This window comes from Siansivirga zeaxanthinifaciens CC-SAMT-1 (genome assembly GCF_000941055.1).
GTDB classification, from domain to species: Bacteria; Bacteroidota; Bacteroidia; order Flavobacteriales; family Flavobacteriaceae; genus Siansivirga; species Siansivirga zeaxanthinifaciens.
The window spans coordinates 2,713,169-2,739,826 of sequence record NZ_CP007202.1 but is presented as its reverse complement, the minus strand read 5'-3'; the positions used below and the strand labels follow the sequence as shown (position 1 = coordinate 2,739,826).

The 26,658-nt window shown below is 31.6% G+C and carries 18 protein-coding genes and 1 pseudogene; 15 read left to right on the top strand and 4 right to left on the bottom strand.

The genetic code is table 11. The features are described from left to right. The first annotated feature begins 11 nt into the window (after positions 1–11). The 15 genes and pseudogenes from AW14_RS14535 to AW14_RS12130 all read left to right on the top strand — a co-directional run bounded on the left by AW14_RS14535 (position 12) and on the right by AW14_RS12130 (position 23,001). Positions 12–1,763 (top strand): chondroitinase-B domain-containing protein, encoded by a 1,752-nt coding sequence (locus AW14_RS14535; RefSeq protein WP_052647500.1) that lies wholly within the window; start codon positions 12–14, stop codon positions 1,761–1,763. 115 nt (positions 1,764–1,878) lie between these two features. Further along, positions 1,879–2,985 carry a T9SS type A sorting domain-containing protein gene (locus AW14_RS12200; protein WP_044639068.1) on the top strand — a complete coding sequence of 369 codons (1,107 nt, stop codon included), beginning with the start codon at positions 1,879–1,881 and terminating at the stop codon, positions 2,983–2,985. Positions 2,986–3,510: 525 nt separating this feature from the next. Continuing rightward, positions 3,511–4,620 (top strand): T9SS type A sorting domain-containing protein, encoded by a 1,110-nt coding sequence (locus AW14_RS14530; protein WP_169744664.1) that lies wholly within the window; start codon positions 3,511–3,513, stop codon positions 4,618–4,620. A 97-nt stretch (positions 4,621–4,717) separates the two neighbouring features. After that, positions 4,718–5,704 carry a sugar phosphate isomerase/epimerase family protein gene (locus tag AW14_RS12185; RefSeq protein ID WP_044639066.1) on the top strand — a complete coding sequence of 329 codons (987 nt, stop codon included), beginning with the start codon at positions 4,718–4,720 and terminating at the stop codon, positions 5,702–5,704. A 6-nt stretch (positions 5,705–5,710) separates the two neighbouring features. Next, complete coding sequence (locus AW14_RS12180; RefSeq protein WP_044639065.1) at positions 5,711–8,017, top strand: chondroitinase-B domain-containing protein; 2,307 nt, start codon at positions 5,711–5,713, stop codon at positions 8,015–8,017. Between the two features lie 150 nt (positions 8,018–8,167). Further along, the gene (locus AW14_RS12175; protein ID WP_245617591.1) at positions 8,168–10,453 is read left to right on the top strand and encodes an alginate lyase family protein; all 2,286 of its coding nucleotides are present in this window, start codon (positions 8,168–8,170) and stop codon (positions 10,451–10,453) included. A 10-nt stretch (positions 10,454–10,463) separates the two neighbouring features. Next, positions 10,464–10,837, top strand: a pseudogene (locus AW14_RS12170) (cupin domain-containing protein). Positions 10,838–11,269: 432 nt separating this feature from the next. Then, positions 11,270–14,557 (top strand): SusC/RagA family TonB-linked outer membrane protein, encoded by a 3,288-nt coding sequence (locus AW14_RS12165; protein ID WP_044639064.1) that lies wholly within the window; start codon positions 11,270–11,272, stop codon positions 14,555–14,557. Between the two features lie 18 nt (positions 14,558–14,575). Then, positions 14,576–16,153 (top strand): RagB/SusD family nutrient uptake outer membrane protein, encoded by a 1,578-nt coding sequence (locus tag AW14_RS12160; RefSeq protein ID WP_044639063.1) that lies wholly within the window; start codon positions 14,576–14,578, stop codon positions 16,151–16,153. Between the two features lie 74 nt (positions 16,154–16,227). Continuing rightward, positions 16,228–17,190 (top strand): polysaccharide lyase family 7 protein, encoded by a 963-nt coding sequence (locus AW14_RS12155; protein WP_084708872.1) that lies wholly within the window; start codon positions 16,228–16,230, stop codon positions 17,188–17,190. 84 nt (positions 17,191–17,274) lie between these two features. Continuing rightward, a complete protein-coding gene (locus AW14_RS12150; protein ID WP_044639635.1) occupies positions 17,275–17,976 on the top strand; it encodes a FadR/GntR family transcriptional regulator in 702 nt (233 codons plus the stop codon). A 251-nt stretch (positions 17,977–18,227) separates the two neighbouring features. Beyond that, the gene (locus AW14_RS12145) at positions 18,228–19,514 is read left to right on the top strand and encodes an MFS transporter (protein WP_044639062.1); all 1,287 of its coding nucleotides are present in this window, start codon (positions 18,228–18,230) and stop codon (positions 19,512–19,514) included. Between the two features lie 52 nt (positions 19,515–19,566). Next, positions 19,567–20,328, top strand: a complete 762-nt coding sequence (locus AW14_RS12140; RefSeq protein ID WP_044639061.1) for an SDR family NAD(P)-dependent oxidoreductase — start codon at positions 19,567–19,569, stop codon at positions 20,326–20,328. Positions 20,329–20,484: 156 nt separating this feature from the next. Beyond that, the gene (locus tag AW14_RS12135) at positions 20,485–21,321 is read left to right on the top strand and encodes an alpha/beta hydrolase fold domain-containing protein (protein ID WP_044639060.1); all 837 of its coding nucleotides are present in this window, start codon (positions 20,485–20,487) and stop codon (positions 21,319–21,321) included. A 15-nt stretch (positions 21,322–21,336) separates the two neighbouring features. Further along, positions 21,337–23,001 carry a glycosyl hydrolase family 28-related protein gene (locus AW14_RS12130; RefSeq protein ID WP_044639059.1) on the top strand — a complete coding sequence of 555 codons (1,665 nt, stop codon included), beginning with the start codon at positions 21,337–21,339 and terminating at the stop codon, positions 22,999–23,001. Between the two features lie 76 nt (positions 23,002–23,077). Here AW14_RS12130 and AW14_RS12125 read toward each other — a convergent pair whose 3' ends face one another. The 4 genes from AW14_RS12125 to AW14_RS12110 form a co-directional block, all read right to left on the bottom strand. Further along, a complete protein-coding gene (locus AW14_RS12125) occupies positions 23,078–23,377 on the bottom strand; it encodes a DUF1905 domain-containing protein (protein ID WP_044639058.1) in 300 nt (99 codons plus the stop codon). A 103-nt stretch (positions 23,378–23,480) separates the two neighbouring features. Continuing rightward, the gene (locus AW14_RS12120) at positions 23,481–24,530 is read right to left on the bottom strand and encodes a ligand-binding sensor domain-containing protein (protein ID WP_044639057.1); all 1,050 of its coding nucleotides are present in this window, start codon (positions 24,528–24,530) and stop codon (positions 23,481–23,483) included. Between the two features lie 174 nt (positions 24,531–24,704). Then, positions 24,705–25,409, bottom strand: a complete 705-nt coding sequence (locus tag AW14_RS12115; protein ID WP_044639056.1) for an SIMPL domain-containing protein — start codon at positions 25,407–25,409, stop codon at positions 24,705–24,707. 154 nt (positions 25,410–25,563) lie between these two features. Continuing rightward, a complete protein-coding gene (locus tag AW14_RS12110) occupies positions 25,564–26,592 on the bottom strand; it encodes a transporter (protein WP_044639055.1) in 1,029 nt (342 codons plus the stop codon). Between the last annotated feature and the right edge of the window lie 66 nt (positions 26,593–26,658).

The window sequence follows — 26,658 nt, the reverse complement described above, 5'->3', positions numbered from 1 at the left end:
AATTAAATTTCATGAAAAAAATTACTACTTGTTTTTTGTTATCTATATTATTTTTAGGATTACTAAGGGTGGAGGCACAATTGGTATCAAATATTACAGCTTTAAACGCAGCTATAGCATCAGCGGTTCCTGGATCAACTATTATATTGGCCAATGGAACATGGACCAATGTTCAATTGCAATTTGCTAAAAATGGAACTGCTCATAATCCTATTACAATAAAAGCAGAAACAATAGGAGGTGTATTTATTGAGGGTAAATCTTATATTAGGATGGGAGGTTCATACATATATGTTGAAGGGCTTATTTTTCAGAATCCTTCTGGTTTAGATACTAACCGTCCTGTAATTGAATTTAGAGGTTCTAGTACAGATTGTAATAATTGTAAAGTGTCAAATATCAAGATTGATAGTTACAATGGTAACGAAGCACAAAAATCTAATACTTATAAGTGGGTCCTCATAGAAGGACAACATAATGAAATAAGTTATTGTTCATTTATTGGAAAGTATGGTGTTGGAAGCATTATAAATGATAATAGAAATACGAATACACCAGATTACACAAAAATACATCATAATTATTTTGCAGACAGAACACCAATTAGAGAAGTTAATGAAGATAATGACCAAGACGCTATTAGAATAGGAAATAGCGGGACTTCTCAATTCGACTCTTTTACACAAGTATATGATAATTACTTTTATAATTTTGTTGGCGAAATTGAAATAATTTCTAACAAAAGCGGAAGCAATAAATACTACAATAATACTTTCGAAGATTATTCAGGGTCTTTAACTTTAAGACATGGAAAAAATTGTGAAGTTTACAATAACTTTTTCTTAGCAAAGGGACGCTCATTTAGCGGAGGTATTCGAATGATGGATGAAAACCACAAAGTTTACAATAATTATATTCAAGGTACCGTAGCTAAATATCCAAACAATTCCTCTACTAATGGACTTGCAGGTATTAATATTCATAATGGCATATTAAATAGTGCCTTAAATGGATATTATCAAGTAAAAAATGCGATTATTGTTAATAATACTTTTGTTAATTGCGATTTAGGTATTAGGGTTGGAGCAACATTTAGTGCTGGTACTCAAAACCAGCCACCACAAGATGTTGTAATTAGTAATAATATCATGTATGAAAACACTAACCGAGCAATACAGGTTACCACACAATTAATAGGAACATCTTCTAAGTATGTGAATAATATAAAACAAAACGGCACATTCGATTCTTTTGGTTCAGTATCTGCCACCGGAAATATAAATGTAACTTCTGGGCTTTTAACTTCGGGAACATATTTTTATAATATTACAAATGGAAGTCCAGCTATTAATTATGGTGTGGGCAACTACACCTTTCTAACCGAAGATATTCTTGGTGGCATAAGATCGTCTAACTTTGATGCTGGTGCAGAAGAATTTAATGCTGGAGGTACTAGGCTTCCGTATAAACAATCTGATGTTGGTGTTATCGTTGGTTTTGGAGGTAGCCCAACTTTAAGTGTTTCTCAAAGCTCGTTAGATACTCAATACCTGAAGATTTATCCAAATCCAGTAAATGGGAATTTCTTAAATATATCGCTAAAAAACAAGGCTTTAGGACGTATTTATATTTTAGATATGATGGGTAAAATAGTGATGGAATCTGTTATAGAAAATAATACTGGAAGTATAGATGTTAGTGATTTATATAAAGGTATTTATGCTTTAAGGGTACAGGGTGATACAAAACTGTTTGTTAAATAATATGAACTTGATATTAAAAAAGGGTTCTGCAATTGTAGGTAACTTCAAATTAATACAGCATCTACTTCTACTAAATTCAATAATCTTTAAAATATATAAATTACATTTTTTAATTATGAAACCTAAATTTTATATATTTTTTCTTGTTTGCTTTCAAATTCAAAACGCTTTTCCACAAGTTACCTTGGAGGCCGATGGTTCTGGTGTTATAGCAACCTATACTTTAATTAGAAATGTTTTAGGAAGTAATGCTATAGAAACACCAGATTTAAACGGAGATAAACCAGCAACACATACTATTTTTGGCAATCATATTACTGAAGCTTTTGATAACGATTTAGGAAAAAATGTTTTTAATTTTTTAATACATCTTACACCAGATAATGATACTTCTACTGGGGCTTCAGACAGACAAAGATTAGAAATTAAAACCTATGCCAGTTCACCAGATAACTTAAAAGGTACGGTTGGTGAGACAGTTCAATATAAATGGAAGTTTAAAATTCCAACTGGTTTTGTACCCTCGCCAAATTTTACTCATATACACCAATTAAAGGCTGTGGGTGGCGATGATGGTAATCCTATTTTCGCTATAACATTACGTAAATCGGCAGCACTAGGAGCAACGAGTAAATTAGAACTTAACTACTATCCACCAGGAACTTCATCGGCTACTAAACTTCGAAATTTAGAAATGTCACTATTTGAAGGGCATTGGGTAGAAGTTGTCGAAACCGTTACTTATGGTGATGCATCAACAAGTTCCTATGATTTAAGTATAAAAAAAATAAGTGATAATTCTATTTTAACAACTTACAATAGCAACTCACTTATTACCTTCAGGGCTAACAATACTTTTGTAAGACCTAAATGGGGAATTTATAGAAGTATTGCAACACCTACAGGTATGAAAGACGAAACTCTTTTTTTTGCCGATTTCAGCATTGAAGAAATAGTCGCTTTATCGGTAAATGATCCCGAATACAATCAAAATGACATTAGAATAGTACCTAATCCAGCTAACAACCAAATATTCATAATCGAATCTACACTGTATAGTTTTAACAATATATACATCTATGATCATTTAGGACGTTTTTTAAATGTTTTAAAACCTATTTCTAATTCTATAGACGTATCAAATTTAAAATCAGGTATTTATTATCTTAAATTTAATAATGATAATTCCACTTTTATAACTAAGAAATTAATAATCCAATAAGTTAAGTTTATCTAATTAAATAGTCAATTTATTTAAACTTAATATGTGTCGGAAAAGGGCAAGCTAGCAGTACGTTTACAACTATTCATGAAATTGAATTTTATGGGGAAGTAAGCACGCTTTCTACAACCGATATTTCTAAAAATAATATAAAACTATTTCCTAACCCTCTTACCAAAGGTCTTTAATATTTAAGCAAAACGTCAAATAATCTAGATAAACTAATAATCTACGACGTTTTGGTAAATCTATTTTATCGAAAAATCTAAATGAATCATTGAATAAAGAAGAAATTGATGTGTATTTAATTTCTGAGGGTTTATATTTTGTTGAAGTTTTATTGGGTATGGCACTAAATATTAAACTGTTAAATGTTTTAATTAAGTAAATAAAAATGTTTGGTATTAAATATATTTTATTATATTTGGAAAACCAGACTGGTAAACCAATTTGGAAAACCAAAAAATGCATATGCAAACTAATTTTTTGGGAAACATTAAACTAAAACTTTTAAAACATTACATTATGAAAAAAACATTACTTATTATTTGTACAGTACTCTCTACATTTAGCTTTACTTATGCTCAAGTGTATTTATTTGAGCCTTTCGATTACGGCAATACTGGTATATCCCTTTTAGATGGAACTCGCACCAATCCTTCAACAAATACAACTTGGAATAATTATACAGCAGGATCTCCAACGGATATGACAGTTGAAACAGATCCAGGATGGGCTTTAAGTCAGGCATTTGATCTTAATCCTACAGGAAATGCAGTTTATTGGCAAGGCGGTGGAGAAGATGGAGAGCTAGATTTTCCTGCTGTAAGCGGTGAAGGTAATGTTATTTATCTGTCTTTTTTATTAGATGTTGTTGGTTGGTCTACTACTATTAGTGGTCATGTTCCTGAAAGATATAGACATATTAGTCTTGGAATTAATGATGCTGGTAATGTTGGATCTGGAATACATATTGGGCCAACTGCTACTCCTGGAGATATGAAGTTTAGAATTGCACTAGGGAATTCAGATTCGGGTGGTGCTAATGATATAGTTTGGTATCCTACAGAATATACTTATACAGATCTCGGAACGGACCTAACACCAAAGGTTAATCAGTTTTTTATTGTTATTAAATACGTTATTGGTAATGGTGTAACCGATGGTACGGGTACGGGTGTTGGTTATATGTGGGTTAATCCAACTATTGGGTCTACTGAACCTACTCCAGATGTGACTCATAATGTCGCACTTGCTTCAAAAAATAGAACTAGTTTTCAATCTGTTCTTCTTCAAGCAAGTTCAAATAATAGAAACCCAGCTAGTTATGTTGATGAAATAAGAGTTGCAGGATCTTGGTTAGAAGCTGTAGGTCTTCCAACTTTAAGTATTTCAAAAAATGAAATCGAAGGTTTAAAGGTATATCCTAATCCGGCTAAAGATTATTTAACTATTGAGTCTAACAAAGTAAAGATTTCTTTAGTAGAGATCTATAATATATTAGGTTCAAAAGTATTATCTAGTAATTCACTAATAGGTAATAAACTTAATGTATCTAGTTTATCTAAAGGAGTTTATTTACTAAAAATAAATTCGGAGGCAAAAACTTCAGTTAGAAAAATTGTCATTGAATAAATTTTCATACAATTTGATAATATTATATTTTACAAAAAGCCTTTTATATAAAGGCTTTTTGTGTTACAACACTTGAATAATTTAACAAAACGTAAGAATGATTACCAGAAGAGAATTTATTGCTAAATCAACTTACGCAGCAAGTTTATTACCTTTTTCTGCACTTGCATTTCAAAGCAGTATTTTAGAACAACCAGATGATATGCTTGATGTAAATATATTTTCAAAACATCTTCAATTTTTAGATTATAAAACCACCGGAGAAATGGCTGCAGAAATGGGGTTTTCTGGCGTAGATTTAACGGTGCGTCCAAAAGGTCATGTATTACCAGAACTTGTAAAAACCGACCTGCCAATAGCGGTAAAAGCTATTAAGGCAAGTGGTATTAATTGTAACATGATAACAACAAGTATCGAGAGTGTTTTTAACCCTTTGGATGTAGATATTCTAGAAGCGGCTTCAAAAGAGCGTATTATTTATTATAGAACCAATTGGTTTAAATTCAAAAAAGATATATCGATGCACGATTCGTTATTGATTTATCAAAGTGAAATAAAAAAATTAGGAGAATTAAATAAAAAATTAAGACTTGTTGGTTGTTACCAAAACCATGCAGGCACTAATGTAGGTGCTTCTTATTGGGAAATTAAAACCATTTTAGAGGACGTAAATAAAGAGTATTTTGGCACTCAATATGATATTAGACACGCCATGGTTGAAGGTGGCTATTCTTGGGAAAACGGATTTCAACTTTTACACCCAAATATGAAGGTTATTGTTTTAAAAGACTTTAAATGGGCACAAGTAAACGGAAAATGGGAAGCGATTAATGTGCCCATAGGAGAAGGTATGGTAGATTTTATTAAGTATTTTAAGTTACTAAAACAATACAAATTAAAACCGCCAGTTTCTTTACATTTAGAATATGATTTAGGAGGTGCTGAAAAGGGAAATGCCGAAATTTCCATCGATAAAAAACTAGTGTTCGATGCCATGAAAAAAGATTTAAAGAGCGTTCAACAATTATGGAAAAAGCATAATGCGGCAAAAAAATCAAACAGAATTACATTAAAACATATATAATTACAAATGAAAAAAATTTTATTAGTTTCTAGTTTTTTAATTCTTCTTGTTTCATGTGCAAAACAAACACAAATAAGGAGTATTAAAGTAGCGAATATAAATGAGTTAAACGAAGCTATTAAAAACTGTAAACCCGGAGATAATATTGTTTTAGCAAATGGTGTTTGGAACGATGTTCAAATTAAATTTTACGGAAACGGTACTAAAGAAAAACCAATCACTTTATCTGTCGAGGAAAAAGGAAAAGTAACCATAGAAGGTGTTTCAAATTTAAAAATGGGAGGCACCTATTTAGAGGTTAGCGGTCTGTATTTTAAAAATGGTAACACACCTAATAATAGCGTTATTCAATTTAAAATAAATAACGATTCTATTGCAAATAATTGCAAAGTAATGCAATGTGTCATTGAAGAATTTACCCAACCAGACCGAGATGTTAGCGACCATTGGGTAGAGTTTTGGGGAAGGCATAACGAGTTGAGCAATTGTTACCTAACAGGTAAATCTAACTTTGGCCCAACCATAATGGTAAAGTTGGAAGGAAACGAAAACATCAATAATTACCATCAAATCATTAATAACCATTTCGGTCTAAGACCTCGTAAAGGAGGTCCACATGGAGAAACACTTCAGTTGGGAAATAGCGATACGTCTATGACCCCATCGCACACCTTGGTGGCAAACAATTTTTTTGATCATTGTAATGGTGAAATTGAAATTATTTCCAGTAAATCCAATTTTAACGAATTTAGAAACAATGTGTTTTTTGAAAGCGAAGGTTCGTTGGTGCTTAGACATGGAAATTATGCTACCATAGATGGTAATGTTTTTATAGGTAACGATAATTCCAAATTTATAGGGGGCATCCGTGTTATAAATACCGGACATTGGATTACAAATAACTATTTCTATAAAATAAAAGGTGCAGAATTTAGAAGTGCTCTAGCGGTAATGAACGGAATCCCAAAATCGCCATTAAATAGATATAACCAAGTAACAGATGCCGTTGTAGCGTACAACACATTTATAGATTGTGTGTCTCCATGGCAGTTTAGTGTAGGTTCTAACATAAGCCAAAGCGATGTGTTACCAGCTACCGAAATACGTTCAGCACGACCAGAACGTGTGGTGGTTGCGAATAATGTTATTTACAATGAAGTTGCTAACCAATACCCAATAGTGAATTATGATAAAGTTGACGGTGTAACCTTCAAAAACAATATTATAAATAGTGAAAATAAAAGTGAAGTAAAGCCTAACGGTTTAAAAACCAAAGCTATTTCGGTTACAAAAAAAACGGATAATCTATATGTTTTAAATGAAAATATAAACAACGTTTATAATGGGTTTGATTTTGAAACCATCACTAAAGACATCTTTGGAAACGATAGAACTACAAATAATAACAGCATTGGGGCCATTGTAAATCCTGTAAAAGAAAATTCGGTTTTAATAGATAGATCGAAATACGGAACCAATTGGTATCAGGTATATAGACTAAAACCAGAACCCAAAACTTTTAACGTTTCAACTACAGAAGAATTAAAAAATAATTTGAAACAGGCCAGTTCAGGAGATACTGTTTCGCTTAAACCAGGAGTTTATAATATAAGTTCAAGTTTGGTAATTAATAAGGAAATCAACTTGGTTTCTATTGATAAAAACAACAAATCTGAGCTCATTTTTAAATCAGAAAATACCGCTTTTGAAATGCATCCTAAAGCAAAATTAAAATTGAAAGATGTTATTTTAAGCGGAAATAAAAACCAAAACACCTTCACTACTTTAAATAAAAATATGAGTAAAGCATATGATTTATTTATAGATAATGTAGAAATTAAAGATTTTAAAACAGTTTTAAAAGTATCTAAAGGATCTTTTGCAGATTCGATTTTTGTAGCTAATTCTATTATTAAAAATTGTGAACGTGGTTTTATGTTGAATAAGGAAACCAATGATGGAGGAGATTATAATGCTGAATTTGTAATTATTAAAAATTCAACCTTCGATGCTATTAATGAAGTGGTTTTAGATTTCTACCGTGGAGGTTATGATGAATCGACTATTGGAGGAAATCTTTTATTAGAAAACAATAGTATAACTCATAGTGGTACAGGCGAAAAAGACCAAATTCTTATAAAAAACAGAGGTATTGTAAACGTAGAATTTTCTGGAAACACATTTAAAAACAACCCAGTAAAACTTATAGCGATTTTATGGGGTGAAAAAGGACAAGAACCAGGTGTAAATACTATTGAAAATTCAGGTAAAATAGAGGTGGTTAAAAATCTAAAATTAAAGTTAATGTATTAGAAATAGTATTGTGAAATTTATTGGTTAAAAAAATAGGACGTTATTATATTTTGGTTTTTTTGTTAAATAAGTATCAATTTTTGTTTAAGTTATTAATTATAATTATTTTTGGTTTACCAAATTGGTAAACCAATTAAAACAAATAAGGTTTTGAAAATCAAATTACACGACATTTTAATTGCTTTTCTGTTTATTGCTGCTTCTTGCAAAGCACAGTCAAAAGCAATTTCAAACATAAAAAAATCGAATAAGTTAGAACACCCAAGTTTAATATTAACAAAAACGGGCGTTGAAAAAATTAGGAAACAATTGGGTAATGTGCCTGTGTTTGATGCAACTTTAGCCAAAGTAAAAGCAGAAGTAGATGCCGAAATTTTAAACGGTATTGAAGTGCCTATCCCTAAAGATTATTCGGGCGGCTATACGCACGAAAGACACAAAAAAAACTTTTTAATTATACAAAAAGCAGGTGTTTTATACCAAATTTTAGATGACGCAACTTATGCAAAGTATGTAAAAAGCATGCTTTTGGCATATGCTAAAATTTATCCTACACTTCCAGTGCATCCACAAACACGCTCGTATGCTCGTGGTAAATTGTTTTGGCAATGTTTAAACGATTCTAACTGGTTGGTATATACAAGTCAAGCTTACGATTGTATTTATAATTATTTAACTGAAAATGAACGCAATCATTTAGAAAAAGATCTTTTTAAGCCATTTGCAAAATTTATTTCGGAAGAAAACCCTCAGTTTTTCAATCGTGTTCATAACCACAGTACTTGGGGTAATGTGGCGGTTGGTATGATTGCCTTGGTTATGGATGATGATAAATTATTAGAAACCGCATTACATGGTTTAAAACACGACAATATAGACCCAAATGCTAGAGATAACGATGGAGGTTTTATAAAAAAAGCAGGCCAAAAAGTAGGATTTCTAGCTAATTTAGAAGAACCATTTTCACCCGATGGTTATTATACAGAAGGCCCATATTACCAACGGTATGCCATGTATCCTTTTTTGGTTTTTGCAGAAGCATTGCAAAACGTAAAACTAGAGCTTAAAATATTCGAATATAAAAACGGAGTCCTATTAAAATCTATTTATACATTATTAAACTTAACCGATGCAGATGGTAATTTCTTTCCTTTAAACGATGGTCAAAAAGGAATGTCATACTACTCACGAGAATTGGTTTCAGCAGTAGATATAGGCTATTATTACAGTGAAAATAAAACCGATTTATTATCAATAGCTAAAAAACAAGGCGAAGTTTTGTTAGATAATACCGGTTTAGCGGTTGCTATTGGTATTCGCGACGGTTTGGAAACACCATTCATTAAAAAGTCATTGGATTTATCCGATGGTAAAAACGGTGATGAAGGCGGTGTAGCTATATTAAGAGCAAACGGTTCTAAAGACGAGCTAAGTTTGGTTATGAAATATTCGGCACAAGGCTTAAGTCATGGACATTATGATAAATTATCGTTCTCATTATACGAAGGCGGTAATGAAGTTATTCAAGATTATGGTATGGCTCGTTTTGTTAATATACAACAAAAAGGTGGCGGTAATTATTTAAAAGAAAACACCACTTGGGCAAAACAAACCATTGCACATAATACTATAAACCAAGATGAAACATCCCATTTTAATGGCGATTTTGAAACAGGAAGTTTACACCATTCTGAAAAATATATTTTTGATGTTTCAAATTCCAAGCTTCAAATAGTAAGTGCCAAAGAAACAAATGCGTATCCCGGTACCCAAATTCATAGAACAATGGCATTTGTAAAGGATAATTCTTTTGAAAATTCATTTCTTTTAGACATCATTAAAATAGATGCAGAAAAGAACCATCAATATGATTTGCCATATTATTTTTTAGGGCAATTAATGTCGGCTAATTTTGAATATACAAAATCAGAAACTTTAATGCCATTGGGTACTAAAAATGGTTTTCAACATTTATGGAAAGAAGCTGTCGGTAAAACAGGAACAGGCAATGCAAAAATTTCATGGTTTAATAAAGAACGTTTTTACACTCTAACATCTGTAGTTTCAAATGAAGATGATTTAATATTTACCCGCATAGGCGCTAACGATCCTCGTTTTAATTTAAGAAACGATCCTGGTTTTATTATAAGAAAACAACAAATTAAAGATACATATTTTGTATCTATAATAGAATCTCATGGGCATTATGACCCCGTAAGTGAAATAGCCACAAATGCATTTAGTAATATAAAAAATTTAACTATTTTATATAGTGATGAAGCTTATGTAGCAATACATATTGAAAATATAAACCATACTGAAAGTATGTTTTTGTTTTCTTTTAAAAACAATTCAATAGATAAAAAGCATCAAATTAAAATAGAAGATAAAGTCTACGAATGGGTAGGTGTTTATCAATTAATCAATAATAATTAAAATAAATAAAATGAAAAGATCTAGTGAAAAATACATCATAACAAAAGAAATGGAATGGGAAGAATTTGGGGAGGTGTATCGAGAAAGTTTTTAGGTTATGATAATCAAATCATGATGGTAAGAGTAAAATTTGAAAAAGGTGCCTTTGGTGCACCGCATAAACATTTTCACACACAAGCTACTTTTTGTGCCTCTGGTAAATTTGAATTTGAAATTAATGGCGAAAAGAAAATTGTAGAGGCAGGTGATGGCGTTTATATTGAGCCTAATTTATTACATAGTGCTGTTTGCTTAGAGGCAGGTGAACTAATAGATACATTTAGTCCAGTAAGAGAAGATTTTTTAAGTGGTGAAGCGGTATCTTATTTTGGTAATAAAAAGTAAAGTATAAAAAAATAATTTTATGTAATTCTCTAAAAAATCATTATAGTAATTTATTGTGTACGGGTTGTTTATTAATGTAAAAATATAGCTTAATGTTTTTTTGATTATATAATTGTTATTAAAAAAAATTTATATATATTTGGTAAACCAATTTGGTAAACCAGTATAGATTCACAATAAGTAAGTTCTAAAAATAAAATTTAAAATAATAAAATAAAAAAAAGGATAGGTGCACACCTATCCTTCTAATAATCTACTTCTTTTAGGAGGGAAGTAAAACTTAATGCACATTTTACTTTAATAAAACATGCTCAACAAATTTAAAAAAAATGTTGATAATCTAGTTTGTTTTTTAAAGTGAATATTTAATCAGGTTACCATTATAGCACGTAATAGTAACAATAAAACTTAAAAATCTTTAAAAATTAAATTATGAATTTAAAAAACAAGCTAGCACTTATTGCAATTTTGCTTTTTAATTTAACACTATTTGCACAAAAAAACACCATTAGAGGGCAAGTTGTTTCTAAAACAGATAACATGCCAATTCCAGGTGTAAATATTGTTGTATTAAAAACAAATAAGGGAACAACGACGGATTTTGATGGAGGATATCAAATTGAAGCTAAAAGCGGTGATGTATTGCAGTTTTCATATATTGGATTTGTTACTCAGGTTCAAATTGTTAAAGATAAAAACACAATCAATATTTCTTTAGTAGAGGATTTAGCTCAATTAGATGAGGTAGTGGTTGTAGGGTATGGTTCTTTAAAAAAATCTAATATAACTAGTGCTGTTTCTACTTACAAAAATGAAAATATGGAACAATTGCCCTTTTCAAGAGTCGATCAAGCACTACAGGGAAAGATTGCAGGAGTTCAAATTCAAAACACATCATCGGCAGCAGGTGAAGATCCAGTTATTAGAATTAGAGGTCAAGCATCAATTAATGCAAGTCCCGATCCTTTAGTTGTGTTAGATGGTCAACCCATCGAAGATGGATTATCATCAATAAATATGGCAGATATTGAGAGTATCTCTGTACTTAAAGATGCTTCTTCAGCTGCTATATATGGTTCAAGAGGTGCAAACGGGGTAATATTAGTAACCACCAAAAGTGGTAGTGATAAAAAAACGTCTTATAGTTTTAATCATTCAATAGGTTTTAAAAGTGCTTACGAATTGTATGACGTTCAAACGTCTTCAGAATATGTTCGACAACTTTATGACGAACGCGAATTGAGACTTAACGATCCTTTGTGGGATAGTGGAACTGTTCCATCTATATCAATTGGCGATCAAAAACAATACATACTTGAGAATTTGGTTAGAGGCGGTCAAGGAACACTTTACCAAGATGAATTTATGAGAACTGGTATTTTTAGAAATATTGGTTTAAGTGCCTCTGGAGGTACAAAAAAATTTAAATACCGAATTTCAGGTGCTTATAATGGCGACGAGAGTATGATGCAAAAGAGCAATTTCGACAAGTATCAATTTAGAGTTAAATTGGATGTAGATTTAAGCGATAAATTATCAGCTGGTGTTAATATAGCACCTACTTACAGTGAAATTGAAAGACCTGCAAATGATTATCGAGATTATTATAGGTTTCCAAGTTTTATTCCTGTTAGACATACCGCCGAAACTTTGGCTCTTGCACAATCAGATGGGAATTTTCAAGATTTGGTAGTTGGAGATTATGCCAATCCTTCACATTTTTACAGTTTAGTATTTCCAGAATATCCACTGCCTGATGGAACTACTTATACAAGCACAAATTTATCCAATCCCTGGACAACCAGTAGTATTAATCCATTTAAGGTTTTAAATTTGCAAGATGATACTCAAGAAGAATTTAGAGTTCAAGCAAATTTCTATTTAGATTATAAAATAAATAAAGACTTAACATTTAAAACTACGGCAAATGCCTATTACAGATTTTCAGATAGAGTGCAATGGGTAGGAACTAATGCACGTGCCGAAACCAATGTTAATTATGCTGTATATATAACAAGAGATTATAGAGATTTATTAAGCGAGAATACTTTAAATTATGTAAAAGATTTTGATAAGCATTCATTTAATGCCTTAATTGGTTTTTCTGCTCAAAGAACAGATTATCATAATTCTAGCTTTACTGGTCAAAATTTTCCAAATGATAATATTAGAACATGGAATAATGCAGGAACTCTTGTAAATTTAAATTCGTCTTCAGATCCAGGAGGTGAAGTTAAAAACGCTACAGCATTATTGTCGTATTATGGGAGATTAGTTTATTCTTACGATGGTTTATTCAATTTAACAGGTACATTTAGAAGAGATGGTGCTTCACAATTTGGACCAGGAAATAAATGGGGAACATTCCCTTCGGTTTCAGGGGGAATAAACTTAGCAAGATTAGATTTTATTAAATCATCTAATGTAATTAGTAAATTAAACTTTAGAGTGGCCTATGGTGAAACAGGTAATAACCGTACAGAACCATTAGGATCTAATAATGCTTTTAATCCTTATTTAAATTTATTAACAAATACTCCTTATGGGGGTGATATCTCAATTTACGATTCTACTAATGCAAATTATGTTACTGGCTCAGGTAATGGTACACAAGCTAACGGCCAAGCTACTCCAGCAGAGGCAGGAGCGAATGCCGATCTTACTTGGGAAACCACCGTATCAACAAATTTAGGTTTCGATTTGGGTTTATTTAGAAATAGAGTAAATCTTTCTGCTGAATTTTATGAATCAAATACCGATAAGTTACTTTTAACACCAGAAAACCAATTGTATAGTGGTGTACAATTTGCTTGGAATAACGTAGGTAGCCTCCAAAATCGTGGTCATGAAATTGAATTATCTACAATAAATATTGCTACTGAAAATTTTAGATGGACTACGGTTGCTAATTATGCATCAAACAGGCTTAAATTAACAGATTTTGGTGGTTTAGCTGAAACACCACGACCAGGTGAACGAGGTGAATTATACATTACAGAGGTTGGTAGCCCTTTGGTACAATTTTATGGGTATAAAACAGATGGTGTTTGGGTTTCGCAAGCCGAAATAGATGCTTCTGGTTTTACCAATGATGATGTATCTATTGGTACTTTAACTCCTGGTGGTTTAAAACTTTTAGATATTTCTGGTCCAGATGGTGTGCCAGATGGTAAAATTAATACTGATGATAGAACTGTAATTGGCGATCCGTATGCAGATTTTACTTGGGGTATGACAAATACTTTTGAATACAAAGGTATTGATTTATCATTCTCATTTCAAGGTGTTCATGGTATCGAAATGTACTTAGGGGATACAGGTTATACCGAAACCAAAAGTCAGGTGGTAAATTATACCAAGAATCGTTGGGTGAGTCCTTCCAATCCAGGTGATGGTCAAACGCCTTACGAAACACTAGGAGGTGTACAATGGGTGCAAACCGATTACGGTATTGATGATGCCTCTTATATTGCTTTAAGAGATATTACTTTAGGTTATAATTTAGACGAAAAATGGTCTAATAGAATAGGTTTAAATCAACTTAGAGTTTATGTTGCTGGGCAAAACTTACTTTATTTAACAGCTAAGGATTTTAGAGGATTGAACCCTGAGAGTAGAAGATCTGGTGGACAATATAGCAGTCCATTAATTACAGGTTATGATAGAGGCGGGTATCCCGTACCAAAAACCATTGTATTAGGTTTTGATGTTAAATTTTAATTTTAAAAATTATTTCTTATGAAAAATATATATAAATTTTTTATTGGTGCATTGCTTCTAAGTGGTATTAGTTGTGGTGAGGATTTTATAGATGTACAACCACAATCTTATATTACCGAAGCGGTTTATTTTTCTAATGCTGAAGAATTGAATACAGCATTAATTGGTTGTTATGCAGGTATGAGAGCACCAGCAAAGCATGAATGGAAATTTACAGAGTTACGCTCCGATAATACTGTAATGAACCAGATAGCCACCACTTCAGTAGATAATTTAGAGTTTTTATCTTATGATGCTTTTTTTATAAACACGATAGACACTAATTTGTCTGAATTTTGGTTTTTTAATTATGTTAATATTAAAAACACTAACATTCTTTTAGATAAAATGAATGTTAATTATAAAGACGGCTCTATTGTTTATAGTGGTCATAGCAATGATGCTACCGAAGATGATATTAAAGATGTAGCATCACAAGCCTCATTTTTAAGAGCCTATCATTACTTTAATTTGGTGCGTCTATTTGGAGATGTCTTTTTGGTAACTGAACCATTATCACCGGTTGAGGCTACTAGTTTAACTAGAGTAGACAAAGCATTGGTATATGATTTAATTATTGCCGATCTTAAAAACACCATAGCTAACGGAAATACAGCTAAATATAGTGCCGCTACTGCCAATGGTAAGGCAAACGCATGGTCGGCAAAAGCACTGCTGGCTAAAGTATATTTAACTTTAGGGCGTAAATCGGAGGCTTTATCATTGTTAACTGATGTTATTACAAACAGTGGTTATGGTTTGGAAAATACGTATTCAAATGTTTTTTCTATTACTAATGAATTAAATAAAGAAATTTTATTTACCATTCGTTATAAATCTGGAGTAGGTAATTTAGGTTCACCGTTTACAACTAGTTTTGCACCTGCAACACCTACTAGAGACCTAAGTGGCAGACCTGTTTTTGTGGTTTCAAATCAGGGCGATAATGCCCCAGGACAAGAATTGTATGATACTTTTAATATGGCAGATGCACGAAGAAACTTTATTCTTCCATCACGAGATGCCAGTATACCTCAAAAATTATTTTACACTAAATATTGGTATTCTCTATCAGTTCGAGATGATTCTGAATTTGATTTTCCAATTATCCGTTATGCAGATGTATTGTTAATGTACGCTGAGGCAGCAGGTAATTCAGATCCTAAATCTTTAAATTATATTAATCAAGTTAGAGCAAGAGCTGGTCTTACCGGTGCAAACGCATTAACAACTGCAGATATTGACACGCCAGCTAAATTTGAACTTGCTTTCGCCAACGAAAGACGTTGGGAGTTTATTGCCGAAAATCACAGGTGGTACGATATTTTACGCTATAGTACCACTACGACCACGCTTAATGCGGTCGATATTATGGAGAATCATTTTACGATAATTCATCCATTATTATATGATTTCTATAATCAAAATACCGAAGATGTTACTCTATCAATTTTATTAGAAAGAGTTGATGTAAACAGTTTATTATTACCAATTCCGCAAATAGAGCTGGACCTTGACAGAGAAAATGATTTTAACCAGAATCCAGGGTATAATTAATAGTTTTAAGTTTAAAACCAATTTCAGGGTTTTTAAAAATGAAATTGGTTTTTACTTTTTTACATGAAATATACATGATAATAATATTTGATTCCATAAAAAAGATTTTTAAAAAGAAAAGAAAACATACTTTTCTAAAACAAGTAGTGTTTTTATTAATTATTGCTTTTACCTCTTTTCATGCCAATTGTCAAGCTAATACAAGTAATAATACTGTTTCAGATTCCAAAATCGAAAAAAAAAATAAAAAGAAGAAGAAGAAATATAAGCTACCAGACATTGATTTAAGTCACTGGAGCGTTACAACGCCTGAACTAAACGAAAAAGGTAGCGCAATGAGCATTGAACCACCAGAAATATTAAATTATGCTAAAGATAAAAGGTTAATACCTTATATGTATAATGATTCAATTGATGGTTCTCTAGTATTTTACTCGTTTCCAAGTGAAGCTACCACGGCAAATACTAAGTACACTCGTTCTGAATTGAGAGAACAAATGGTTCCTGGAGATAATAATACAAATTGGACTTTTGCTCAAGGCGGTTATATGAAAGGGGAATTGGCCATGGAAAGTGTGACAAAAGATGCAGACGGTAATTATCACAAAGTAATTATTATGCAAATACACGGTCGCTTAACTAACGAACAACGCGATTTAATTGGACAAAAGGATAATAATGCTCCACCCATATTAAAAATATATTGGGAAAATGGTAAAGTAAGAGTAAAAACCAAAGTTTTAAAAAACCCAAATGCTACTGGTGAAGAACTGCTGCATGAAGATGCATGGGATGATGATAAAGGTTACAATTTTCCAACAGAAGTTGGGTTTAGAAAATTTACTCTTGAAGTTAAAGTGTCTGATGGGAAACTGGTAGTTATTTTAAATGGGTATGAGTATAAAGTTTACGAAGATATTAATATTAGAAAATGGGGTGTTTTTGAAAATTACTTTAAGGCAGGCAATTATTTTCAATCAAGAGATGAAGGCGCATCAGCCAAAGTAAAGTATTTTGAATTAGAAGTAAAACATTAATATTTAACTTATTCGGGGTATTATTTAAGTTTTTGCTATTTTTATACTCAAAAATTGTGGTTAACCAATATTAAAAGATGTAGTATGAATTTAGAGGTATTATCAATAAGCGACAATCAAGAGTTACAGAATACTGTAATTAATAAAATACGCGAGTTAATAAATTATAAAAACTTAGAACCGAACGATAAGTTGCCATCAGAGCGCATGTTATCCGACAAATTTGGAGTTAGCCGTGGAGTTATTAGAGACGCCATTCAAAAGTTAGAGTTTTATGGTTTGTTAAAGTCTATTCCCCAAAGCGGAACTTTTGTAGCCAATGTTGGGGCTATTGCAATGAACGGAATTGTAGATGATATTTTAGATTTAGAAAAACCAGATTTTAAATCATTGGTTGAAACTAGAATTTTAATGGAGCTAAAAACAGTAAAATTGGCAGCTTTAAGAAGAACAAAAGATGATTTAAAAAAGATGCAAAGTGCGTTAAATGCTTTCTCAAAAAAAGTGTTGAATAATGAAAACGCGGTACAAGAAGATTTGTTATTTCATTTAGCAATTGCAAAAGCAAGTAAAAATAGTACTTTAAATACGTTTATGTTATCAATAACACCAGAAATCATTACCAATTTCGCAAAATATCATGTTTGTGATGATGATTTAGCTATGAGAGGAATAGAAGAACATACCGCTATTTATGAGGCTATAAAAAATCAAGATCCTACATTAGCTAAGGAAAAAATGAAAATACATTTTAAAACACTATATCAATATTGTTATAGTAAATAATAGATACATCAAACTTGATGATGCACAGCGTCAAGTTTTGATACTTGAACAAATATAAAGGAGGGCAGTTTGCTTCATACAATTATTGCTTTTTTTGAGTATTTCTAAACAATGTTTAAAAATACTTATTAGCATTGCTTGTATATTTTAATGAAATTAATTTAATAAAATGTAATAGGCTACTTGCAAAAGTATGTTCATTACTTTTTATTAAATAGTATCTGCCATTTTTATACTTAAAATGAAAAATTATGAAATTAAAAGGATTAAGATGGTGGATTATTGGTTTAATATTTTTAGCAACCGTAATTAATTATATTGATAGAAGCGCGCTCTCTATTATGTGGGGAGGCGAAAATATTGAAGGTTCAATAGCGCAATCTCTTGGTTTAACCAAGTATCATTATGGGTTAATATCTAATGTTTTTATGGTTGCCTATGCCTTAGGACAACTTTTTTCAGGAAAACTATTTGATAAAGTTGGTACCCGAATTGGATATGTAATTAGTATTGGAGTCTGGGGCTTATCATCTTTCTTACATTCAACAGTTCGAGGATTTTTATCTCTTGCTTTTTTCAGAACGACCTTGGGTTTGTCTGAAGCAGGTAACTGGCCGGGTGGTGTAAAAAGTAATGCAGAATGGTTTCCTATTAAAGAACGCGCAATTGCTCAAGGATTATTTAATGCCGGCGCATCTATTGGATCTGTTATAGCTCCACCATTTATTGCCACTTTATTTGTAGCATTTGGCTGGAGAATCACATTTATGGTGGTTGGTTCTTTTGGAATTATTTGGATTATTCCGTGGTTATTAGTAAACAAAGCTGGACCAAAAAAACACCCTTGGATTTCTCAAGAAGAACAAAAATATATATTAGAAGGCCAAAGTAAAGCCGATCGAGAAGCGACAGATGATACCAAAGGTAAAAGTTTAAAAGAAATTCTTTCTTTTAAACAATCTTGGGCTGTTGTAATTGGTAGATTCTTTTTAGAGCCAATTTGGTGGATATTTGTTACTTGGATGCCAATTTATCTTTTTGATGTTTACGGATTTAATGTTAAAGAAGTTGGTATGTTTTTATGGGTTCCTTATGTAGGTGCAGCAGCAGGAAGTATTATTGGTGGATATGTTTCAGGTAAAATTATTGCTAAAACTAATTCAATAGATAACGGTAGAAAAACAACGATTCTTATTGGTGGTGTAATAATGTTAGCAGGACTTATTGCAACAATACTTATTGGTGATACTGCAGAGAAATTTGTTGCTATTGTATTTTTTGTACTTTTTGGTTTTCAATTTGCTATAAGTAATGTACAAACACTTCCAAGTGATTTTTTTAGTGGAAAATCTGTTGGTTCATTAGCTGGCTTGGGCGGAATGATTGGTGTAGTATCGGTAATAATTATGAATTTTTTAGTTCCTGTAATTGTAGATAATCTTTCTTATACTCCAATTTTTATCATCATAGCAATATTTGTGCCTCTTGGAGTTGGAGCTATTTATTATTTCGCAAAAAATATTGAATCAGTAGAATAAATTATCTAAACAAGCAAAGTAAATAAAATTTAATAAATCAAAATTTAATAATATGAGTAGTTCAAAAAAAGTAGCTGTAATTACCGGAGCAACAGGTGGTATAGGTTTCGAAGTAGCAAAAAGATTGGGTAAAGATGGATATACTGTTGTATTAAACGGTATTGATGATGAAGCAGGTGTTAAAAGAGTTGAAGAGCTTACTTCAGAAGGAATCACAGCCGAATATTATGGTTTCGACGTCACTAAAGATGAAGTAGTAACTGAAAACATTAATAAAATTGGTAATAAATACGGTAAAATTGATGTTCTTGTAAACAATACTGGTGGTATTAGTGTAAGAGCTAGATTTGAAGAAATGACCACCGAGCAATACAAATTTGTTATGGCTTTAAATCTTGACTCTGTATTTTATGCATCAAGAGCTGCTATTCCATTTCTAAAAAAAGGTGAAAATCCTACAATTATAAATTATACTTCAAATGCAGCATGGAATGGAGCAGGACCTGGAGCTGGTATATATGCTGTTTCTAAAGGAGGAGTACAATCTATCACTAGAGCATTGGCTAAGGATTTAGCTGAATATGGCATTAGAGTAAACGCAGTATCTCCGGGTACTATTGACACACCTTTTCACGCACAAATTAAAGCAACAAAACCAGAAGTTTTTGCTTCTTGGGCAAATAGTGTTTTATTAGGAAGATTGGGTCATCCAGAAGAGGTTGCTTCAGTTGTATCATTTTTAGCTAGTAAGGATGCTTCATTTATTACAGCCGAAACTATCCAAATTGGTGGTGGTCAAGCTTTAGGCATTTAAATAAATGTTTTTAATTCAACCAAACAACCTTTTTGTATAGTTTGCAAGAAGGTTGTTTTTTTTAGCTATGTGTAATTTCTTAGTCGTTTTAACAAGAATTGTATTTACTTAATTTAATTAGGTTATTATGAAAAAAATAAGACTTTTAATTGTTATATTTTTACGGGAGGGTTATTTAATCTTCATTCACAAAATTCTGTAAAAACAGTTAAGACACCCGAAACATATACTACTCAATTAAACATTATTTATACTAAAACTAAAAATTGGGAAGGTAAACTAGATATTTATTATAATTTAAATTCATACTTACCAACTCCCTTAGTTATTAATATTCATGGAGGCGGTTGGAATCATGGCGATAAGGAATCTCAAACAGGATTTGGTTCTTTTTTTAAAAATGGTTACGCGGTCGCTAATATTGAATACCGTTTGGTAGATGTGGCTCCTGCACCAGCAGCCATTCAAGATGTTAGATGTGCACTAATATATCTTTTAAAAAACGCAAATGAATTTAATATTGATACAAATAAAATAGTTATCATGGGAGGTTCTTCAGGTGGTCATTTAGCTCTAATGGGAGGTTTATTGGCTACTGAAAAGCATTTTGACAACAATTGTGAGTATGAAGGAGAAATTAAAGTTGCTGCTATAATTAATAAATATGGTGTTTCAGATTTGGTTCCACTAAAAAATTGGTCTTCAGCAAAAAAATGGCTTGGTAATTATTATTTGGACGTATCATTTGTAAAATCGGTATCTCCAATTTATTGGGTAAATAAAAATAGTCCGCCTGTTTTTATTATTCATGGAGATGAAGACCCCATTGTTCCTTATGCACAGTCGATAGAACTTTATCAAAAATTAGTATCTTTTGGAGTAAAGACAGAATTTGTAACCATTCCGAAAGGAAAACATGGAAAATTTTCAGCCAATGAAAATGCGATGCTAAGTAATAAGATGTGGAATTTTTTAAATTCTTTAGAACTTTAAAACACGTAAAATATTATGAAAAATTTGTTTAGTAATTTTATTCTGGTACTAGTTTTGTTAGTAATTAACGACACAGCTATTTTTGCACAAGAATTACCTAAAATACTTCAAAATAAAGAAGTTAACGATGCTAATTACTTGCCAGATTTTAGTTTTTCAGGGTATCGTAATGGAGAAGCTCAAATACCTGTAGTTTTTCAAAAAGTTTTCAATGCATCCGATTATGGTGTGAAAGCCAATGATGAGTTTGACGATACAAAGGCCATGCAAAATGCCATTAAAGAAGCTTCGAAATACAAAGGAAATGTTGTTTTACAACTGCCAGCAGGCCGAATTATTTTAAGTGATATTCTTTATATAGAACGCAGTAATTTTGTTTTAAGGGGAGCTGGTGCCGGAGACAGTGGCACTAATATATATTGCCCAAGACCTTTAATGTATTGTAAAAATCCTGAAGATTTACAAGAACTAAGGGAGTACTTAATACAATTTGACAAACGCCAACTAGAAAAGCAGAATAACATAGATTTGCCATTTTTTCAATATACCTGGGCAGGTGGTTTTATTTGGACAAGAGTGCCGGGTGAGCGCGTAAAATCATATCTTGAAAAATATGATAAACCATATAATGTAGTTGCAAAAGTATCAAAAGGAAAACGAGGAACATTTAGTTTGCAAGTTTCAGACGTTCAAAATTTAAATATAGGAGATGTTGTAGAATTACAACTTTTCAATAAAGATGGTGAAAAAGGCAAAATTATTGAGGAATTATATAAGAATCAATTTGTTGAAATTGGTTCGCATCACTGGAATTTTCCAAACTTGCCATTAGTAAAGCAACAAGTTACTGTTGTTGGTATTTCTGGAAATACATTGAAAATTAATAGTCCGTTAACTATAGATATTATTTCTAATTACCAAGCCCAATTAGTGTCTTGGAAGCATCTTGAAGAAGTGGGCATCGAAAACATAAAAATAACATTTCCACAATCGGTAAGAATCGCACATCACTTAGAGCAAGGTTACAATGGTATTTACTTGACACGCCTATATAATAGTTGGGTTAAAAATGTAGTTATTGAAAATGCAGATAGTGGCATTTTAAGTGAAGAGATAGCTAATGTTACTATTAAAGAAATTACCACAACCGGAGATAAGATGGCGCATTACACAGTTGCACTATCTGGGGCTTATAACGTTTTAGCTGAAAAAATTAAAGTTTATAATAAAGTTGTACATCCCTTAAGTATTAATACGCTTACAACTAAATGTGTTTATTTAAACTGTGAAGTTTTTGTAGACCCTTTGTTTGATCAACATTCAGGAGCCAATCATCAAAATTTATTTGATAATATTAAAGTTCATGTAACGCCTAAAGTAGATAGAAGTTATACTTTGTTTGTTGGTGGAGGTGCGGGGTATTGGAAGCCTTCTCATGGGGCTTATAATACCTTTTGGAACATAAATGTAAATTTCTTAGGAGGTTTGGATATCATGGAGCCTATTCTTTTAAATGGTATTGAAGATGGCCCTTTTGCAAGAATAGTAGGTCTTAATGGAAACCATAATATTAAATTGTTGTATGGCCCAAAGGCACATATGGAATATATTAATGAATATTTAGATTATATACCTTCTTTATATGAATTTCAATTAAAAAAAAGATTACAAAACCTTTAAATTTAATTTAGAATTATAATTAGTTTATAAAGAAAAGATTGAAATTATTTTAATTGTTTTTTGAAAGTGAACTATTCTAAATAAAAAGAGTTATTTCCATAGTTTGATGGATTTCGAGGTTTCTTTTTTTTCTAATAGCTGCTTTAATAGGCAAGATGTAGGTGTCTAATTTTGTGTCAAACCAAATGGCTGTTTCCCATTTTAATTGGTCAATTTCAGCAAAAGCTTTCATTCTTCCCCAACCTTGTTCCTGCCATTTTAAGTTGCCTCTAATCTCTTTCGAAAAAGTTTTGGGTAACGAAACAAAATACCAACCTCCAGTAGCTTGGTGTTGCCACATTTTTGCTGAAAACTGGTATTTTATTTTGCCTTCCATTTTTATAATGTGAAATAAACTTTAATATTTTTTAAATGATTAAAACTTGGTTTAAAGCTTTTGAAAATAAGAAATGTATTTAAAAGTAGGCGAGTGAAAGTCATTATTTCACAAATTTTTCAAATGTTGTTCCATTGAATTTAAATGCTCCATTTTCGTGAGTTCCAAGCCACATTTCGCCTTTATTGTCTTTGAATATGCTATATAGACTAATATGTTCAGAATTGTCTTGAACGGCATAATGTGTAATTTTAGTTCCGTCATATTTCCATACACCGTCAAGATATGTTACAAACCATAAATTATTATGGTCATCTATTATACTTGAAAGATACTCGTCTAAGTTGCTAACCTTTTTACCGTCTAATCCGCCAATACTTTTGTTTCTAGTATAAAATTTAGGGCTATTCAAAGTTGTGCTGTCGTAAATACTATACCGGTATTCGGTATTGAACCAAAAGTCGCCATTTTTGTCTTCCAATATCGAACGTACGCCATTGGCTCCTTCGTTCCGAAATTCAGTCACATCTTCTTCTGTAATCCATTCAAATGATATGCCATCATATCGGCAAACTCCAATAGGGTTAGTACCAAACCAAAGGTTACCTTTTCTGTCTTTATAAATGCTGTAAACATCAAATGGATTTGGTAAACTCGGTGGGTTAGGCAACTTTAATTCATATAAAGTAATACCATCATAGCGATATACTTTTCCTGTATTTTCATAAGAATATTTAAACCACAAATCTGTCGGTTCAAGTTTCCAATTTTCACTGTGAACTGCCGATAAAGTCGTAAAATTAGTACCGTTAAACTTTGATATTGCAGATGTTGCGTTTGCACTGGAAAAATAAATGTTGCCAAATTTATCTTCTTTTATATCATCTATTCTGTTGTTTAGTAAACCGTGTTTTGTTGTGTAATTAACTATTGTTTTTCCATCATATTTATATACTCCAGTTTCCCAACTACTAAACCAATAATCGTTCTTACTGTCTTGAAAAATTACCATGATGCTATTACCAAGTACAGACGCAATATCTCCCGTAACCATGTTTTCAGTCTTAACTTGTTTTTTTGAGGTTTGTAAATTACAAGAGGTTAATAAAACCAATATGTTTAAAAAAGTAATTATGTTTAATTTTATATGCATCTAATTGAAGTTTGTATGGTCGTTTTCGAATTACGGGCAACCGGTCTTGTATAACCGTCTGTTACGGGCTAATATTATTAATTTTTGGTTAAGCACAAACTTTAGGAATTCCGAGTAGATTCAAACGTATTCGTATCCGCCGTAATTGGGGTTGCAAATTGTTGATTAACGTATTTAATCTATTGCAAATTTAATACTTACCTCACTTTCCACTTTGATTGGTCTAAACTCAATCGTAGGTGGTTCGTATTCTTGTTTTCCTCTACTTGAATAACCAACTACGACAACTTCCTGTAATTCTCCTTTGAAATTATTGTAAGTCTCATAATATTTATCGGTTATATGAATAGCACGAGTTATTTTTTGATTTAAAGGCCTTACCAAAAAGTCCGCTTGTTTTTTTGCTTTTTCAACTGCTTTAAATTTAAGTTGAAGTTTTAGTTCTTCCATTTTTGAATATTCTGTCCTGTCTAAATTAACATTTGATATTCCTATTTCTTCTAATCCAACCAATACTTTTCCTGCGGTTTGAGAATCAAAAACCTTTAACTCATAAGCTTTATCTTTCATTATGTCTTTCTGTTTTAAAAAATATTTCTTGAAATTGCTAGCTAAATCTGAGAGCGTTAGTTGTTTTTCTGTATTAATTCCGAAAGACTTTAGTTTCTGAATCATTTTTGATTCCATTTCTTCAACAGAAATTCTGTTTCTTTCATCTTTTTCTCGGATTAAAATATCTAAATAAATAATATCTGGTTTTATTAATGTATCAACTTTTGCGCTAGTTTCAAGATACGGCTGGTCAATAAAGTTTTTAGTTTGACTATTTACTATTTGAAAACTTATAATAATTACTGAAATTAAAAATGTTCTATTCATTTGTTATGTTTTTTATATACTAAACGGTAATTTACAAAAGCAGTAGCGGATTTTATGCAATTACTTTTCGTTAAGCAAGATACTTAAATGAAAATAAAAAACGGTTTGAGTTTGCACCCAAACCGCTATTGCTTTTATACAATATTAGGCATAGTTATTCTTTATGTCCGATTGTGTTCTGAACTCCAAATGTTGCCATTAAGGTGTTTTTCATTTGTATTCCATTTACTTTTTGGTAAGCAGGGATTTTTATTTCCGCTCCAATTCGCAAATTTTTTAAACTTCCTTTTGGAACGAAAAGGTTTGTTCCGATACCAACATCTAATTGACTTCTCCCTGAATTATCCGTGTTGAATAATGGCATTATCATTGGGTTTAAATCAGCATCAAAACCGTCTATTTTTTGAATGTCAAAATAGCTTAAACTTGTTGACAAGCTAAAATAGTCTGAAATTTTAATAGCTCCCCAACCAACAAGGTCAAAACGATTTCCAAAAGTGTAATTTTCAGAGTTTTCTCCCAATCTAAATTTATACATTGATTGAGCACCCCAGGAAAACTTATCAGATTGTCCTAAATAAGTTAAACCTAAATTTGGGTCCCAAGTTCCGCTACCGAGTTGCATTGGATATGCCAATTTTGCATCGTTCATCATTGGTGTTGCATCACGTTGGTCGATATCGCCTGTTGGAATTGAAATCCCAAAATTTCCGTGTAAAGATTGTCTATTAGTGTTCATTATTTTGATAAGACTCGATACAGTAATATCTCCTAAACCGTTTGATTCTGTAATAAAATTAACTCCCATTCTTGTCTTTAACTCCATAGAATTTGAGATATAATTTCCCATAACCATTAGTGTAACTTGGTTGGATGGTGCATACATTAAACCAAGCATATGCATATGCATATGCATATGCATTTTTTGTGGTGCAACCATAAAATCTTGATAAATATCTTCATTAGATATATCATCAGTTGACTTTAGGTTGTCTTCCATCCACATTGACATAAAACTATATGAAAGCATAAATTCACCTTTTTTATGGTAATGGTCTCCCATTACACTAATAGGTGCGTGTCCATCAGGTCTTGCTGAATTCCATTGATTTTCCTGTGTTATTGCCAAATTAGAGCATAGCAAAATTGCTCCCAAAATGGGCAACATAATCTTTTTGTACATTTTTTACTTTTAGTTAATTGAAATTAAATATTTAAAAAGTCTCCAATAAATTTGAAGCTATCTTGA

Coding starts and splice junctions, on each gene's coding strand:
- AW14_RS14535 (WP_052647500.1), top strand. CDS start 12: ATGAAAAAAATTACTACTTGTTTTTTGTTATCTATATTATTTTTAGGA.
- AW14_RS12165 (WP_044639064.1), top strand. CDS start 11,270: ATGAATTTAAAAAACAAGCTAGCACTTATTGCAATTTTGCTTTTTAAT.
- AW14_RS12140 (WP_044639061.1), top strand. CDS start 19,567: ATGAGTAGTTCAAAAAAAGTAGCTGTAATTACCGGAGCAACAGGTGGT.
- AW14_RS12110 (WP_044639055.1), bottom strand. CDS start 26,592: ATGTACAAAAAGATTATGTTGCCCATTTTGGGAGCAATTTTGCTATGC.
- AW14_RS12155 (WP_084708872.1), top strand. CDS start 16,228: ATGATAATAATATTTGATTCCATAAAAAAGATTTTTAAAAAGAAAAGA.
- AW14_RS14530 (WP_169744664.1), top strand. CDS start 3,511: ATGAAAAAAACATTACTTATTATTTGTACAGTACTCTCTACATTTAGC.
- AW14_RS12160 (WP_044639063.1), top strand. CDS start 14,576: ATGAAAAATATATATAAATTTTTTATTGGTGCATTGCTTCTAAGTGGT.
- AW14_RS12120 (WP_044639057.1), bottom strand. CDS start 24,530: ATGCATATAAAATTAAACATAATTACTTTTTTAAACATATTGGTTTTA.
- AW14_RS12185 (WP_044639066.1), top strand. CDS start 4,718: ATGATTACCAGAAGAGAATTTATTGCTAAATCAACTTACGCAGCAAGT.
- AW14_RS12180 (WP_044639065.1), top strand. CDS start 5,711: ATGAAAAAAATTTTATTAGTTTCTAGTTTTTTAATTCTTCTTGTTTCA.
- AW14_RS12115 (WP_044639056.1), bottom strand. CDS start 25,409: ATGAATAGAACATTTTTAATTTCAGTAATTATTATAAGTTTTCAAATA.
- AW14_RS12130 (WP_044639059.1), top strand. CDS start 21,337: ATGAAAAATTTGTTTAGTAATTTTATTCTGGTACTAGTTTTGTTAGTA.
- AW14_RS12150 (WP_044639635.1), top strand. CDS start 17,275: ATGAATTTAGAGGTATTATCAATAAGCGACAATCAAGAGTTACAGAAT.
- AW14_RS12125 (WP_044639058.1), bottom strand. CDS start 23,377: ATGGAAGGCAAAATAAAATACCAGTTTTCAGCAAAAATGTGGCAACAC.
- AW14_RS12200 (WP_044639068.1), top strand. CDS start 1,879: ATGAAACCTAAATTTTATATATTTTTTCTTGTTTGCTTTCAAATTCAA.
- AW14_RS12145 (WP_044639062.1), top strand. CDS start 18,228: ATGAAATTAAAAGGATTAAGATGGTGGATTATTGGTTTAATATTTTTA.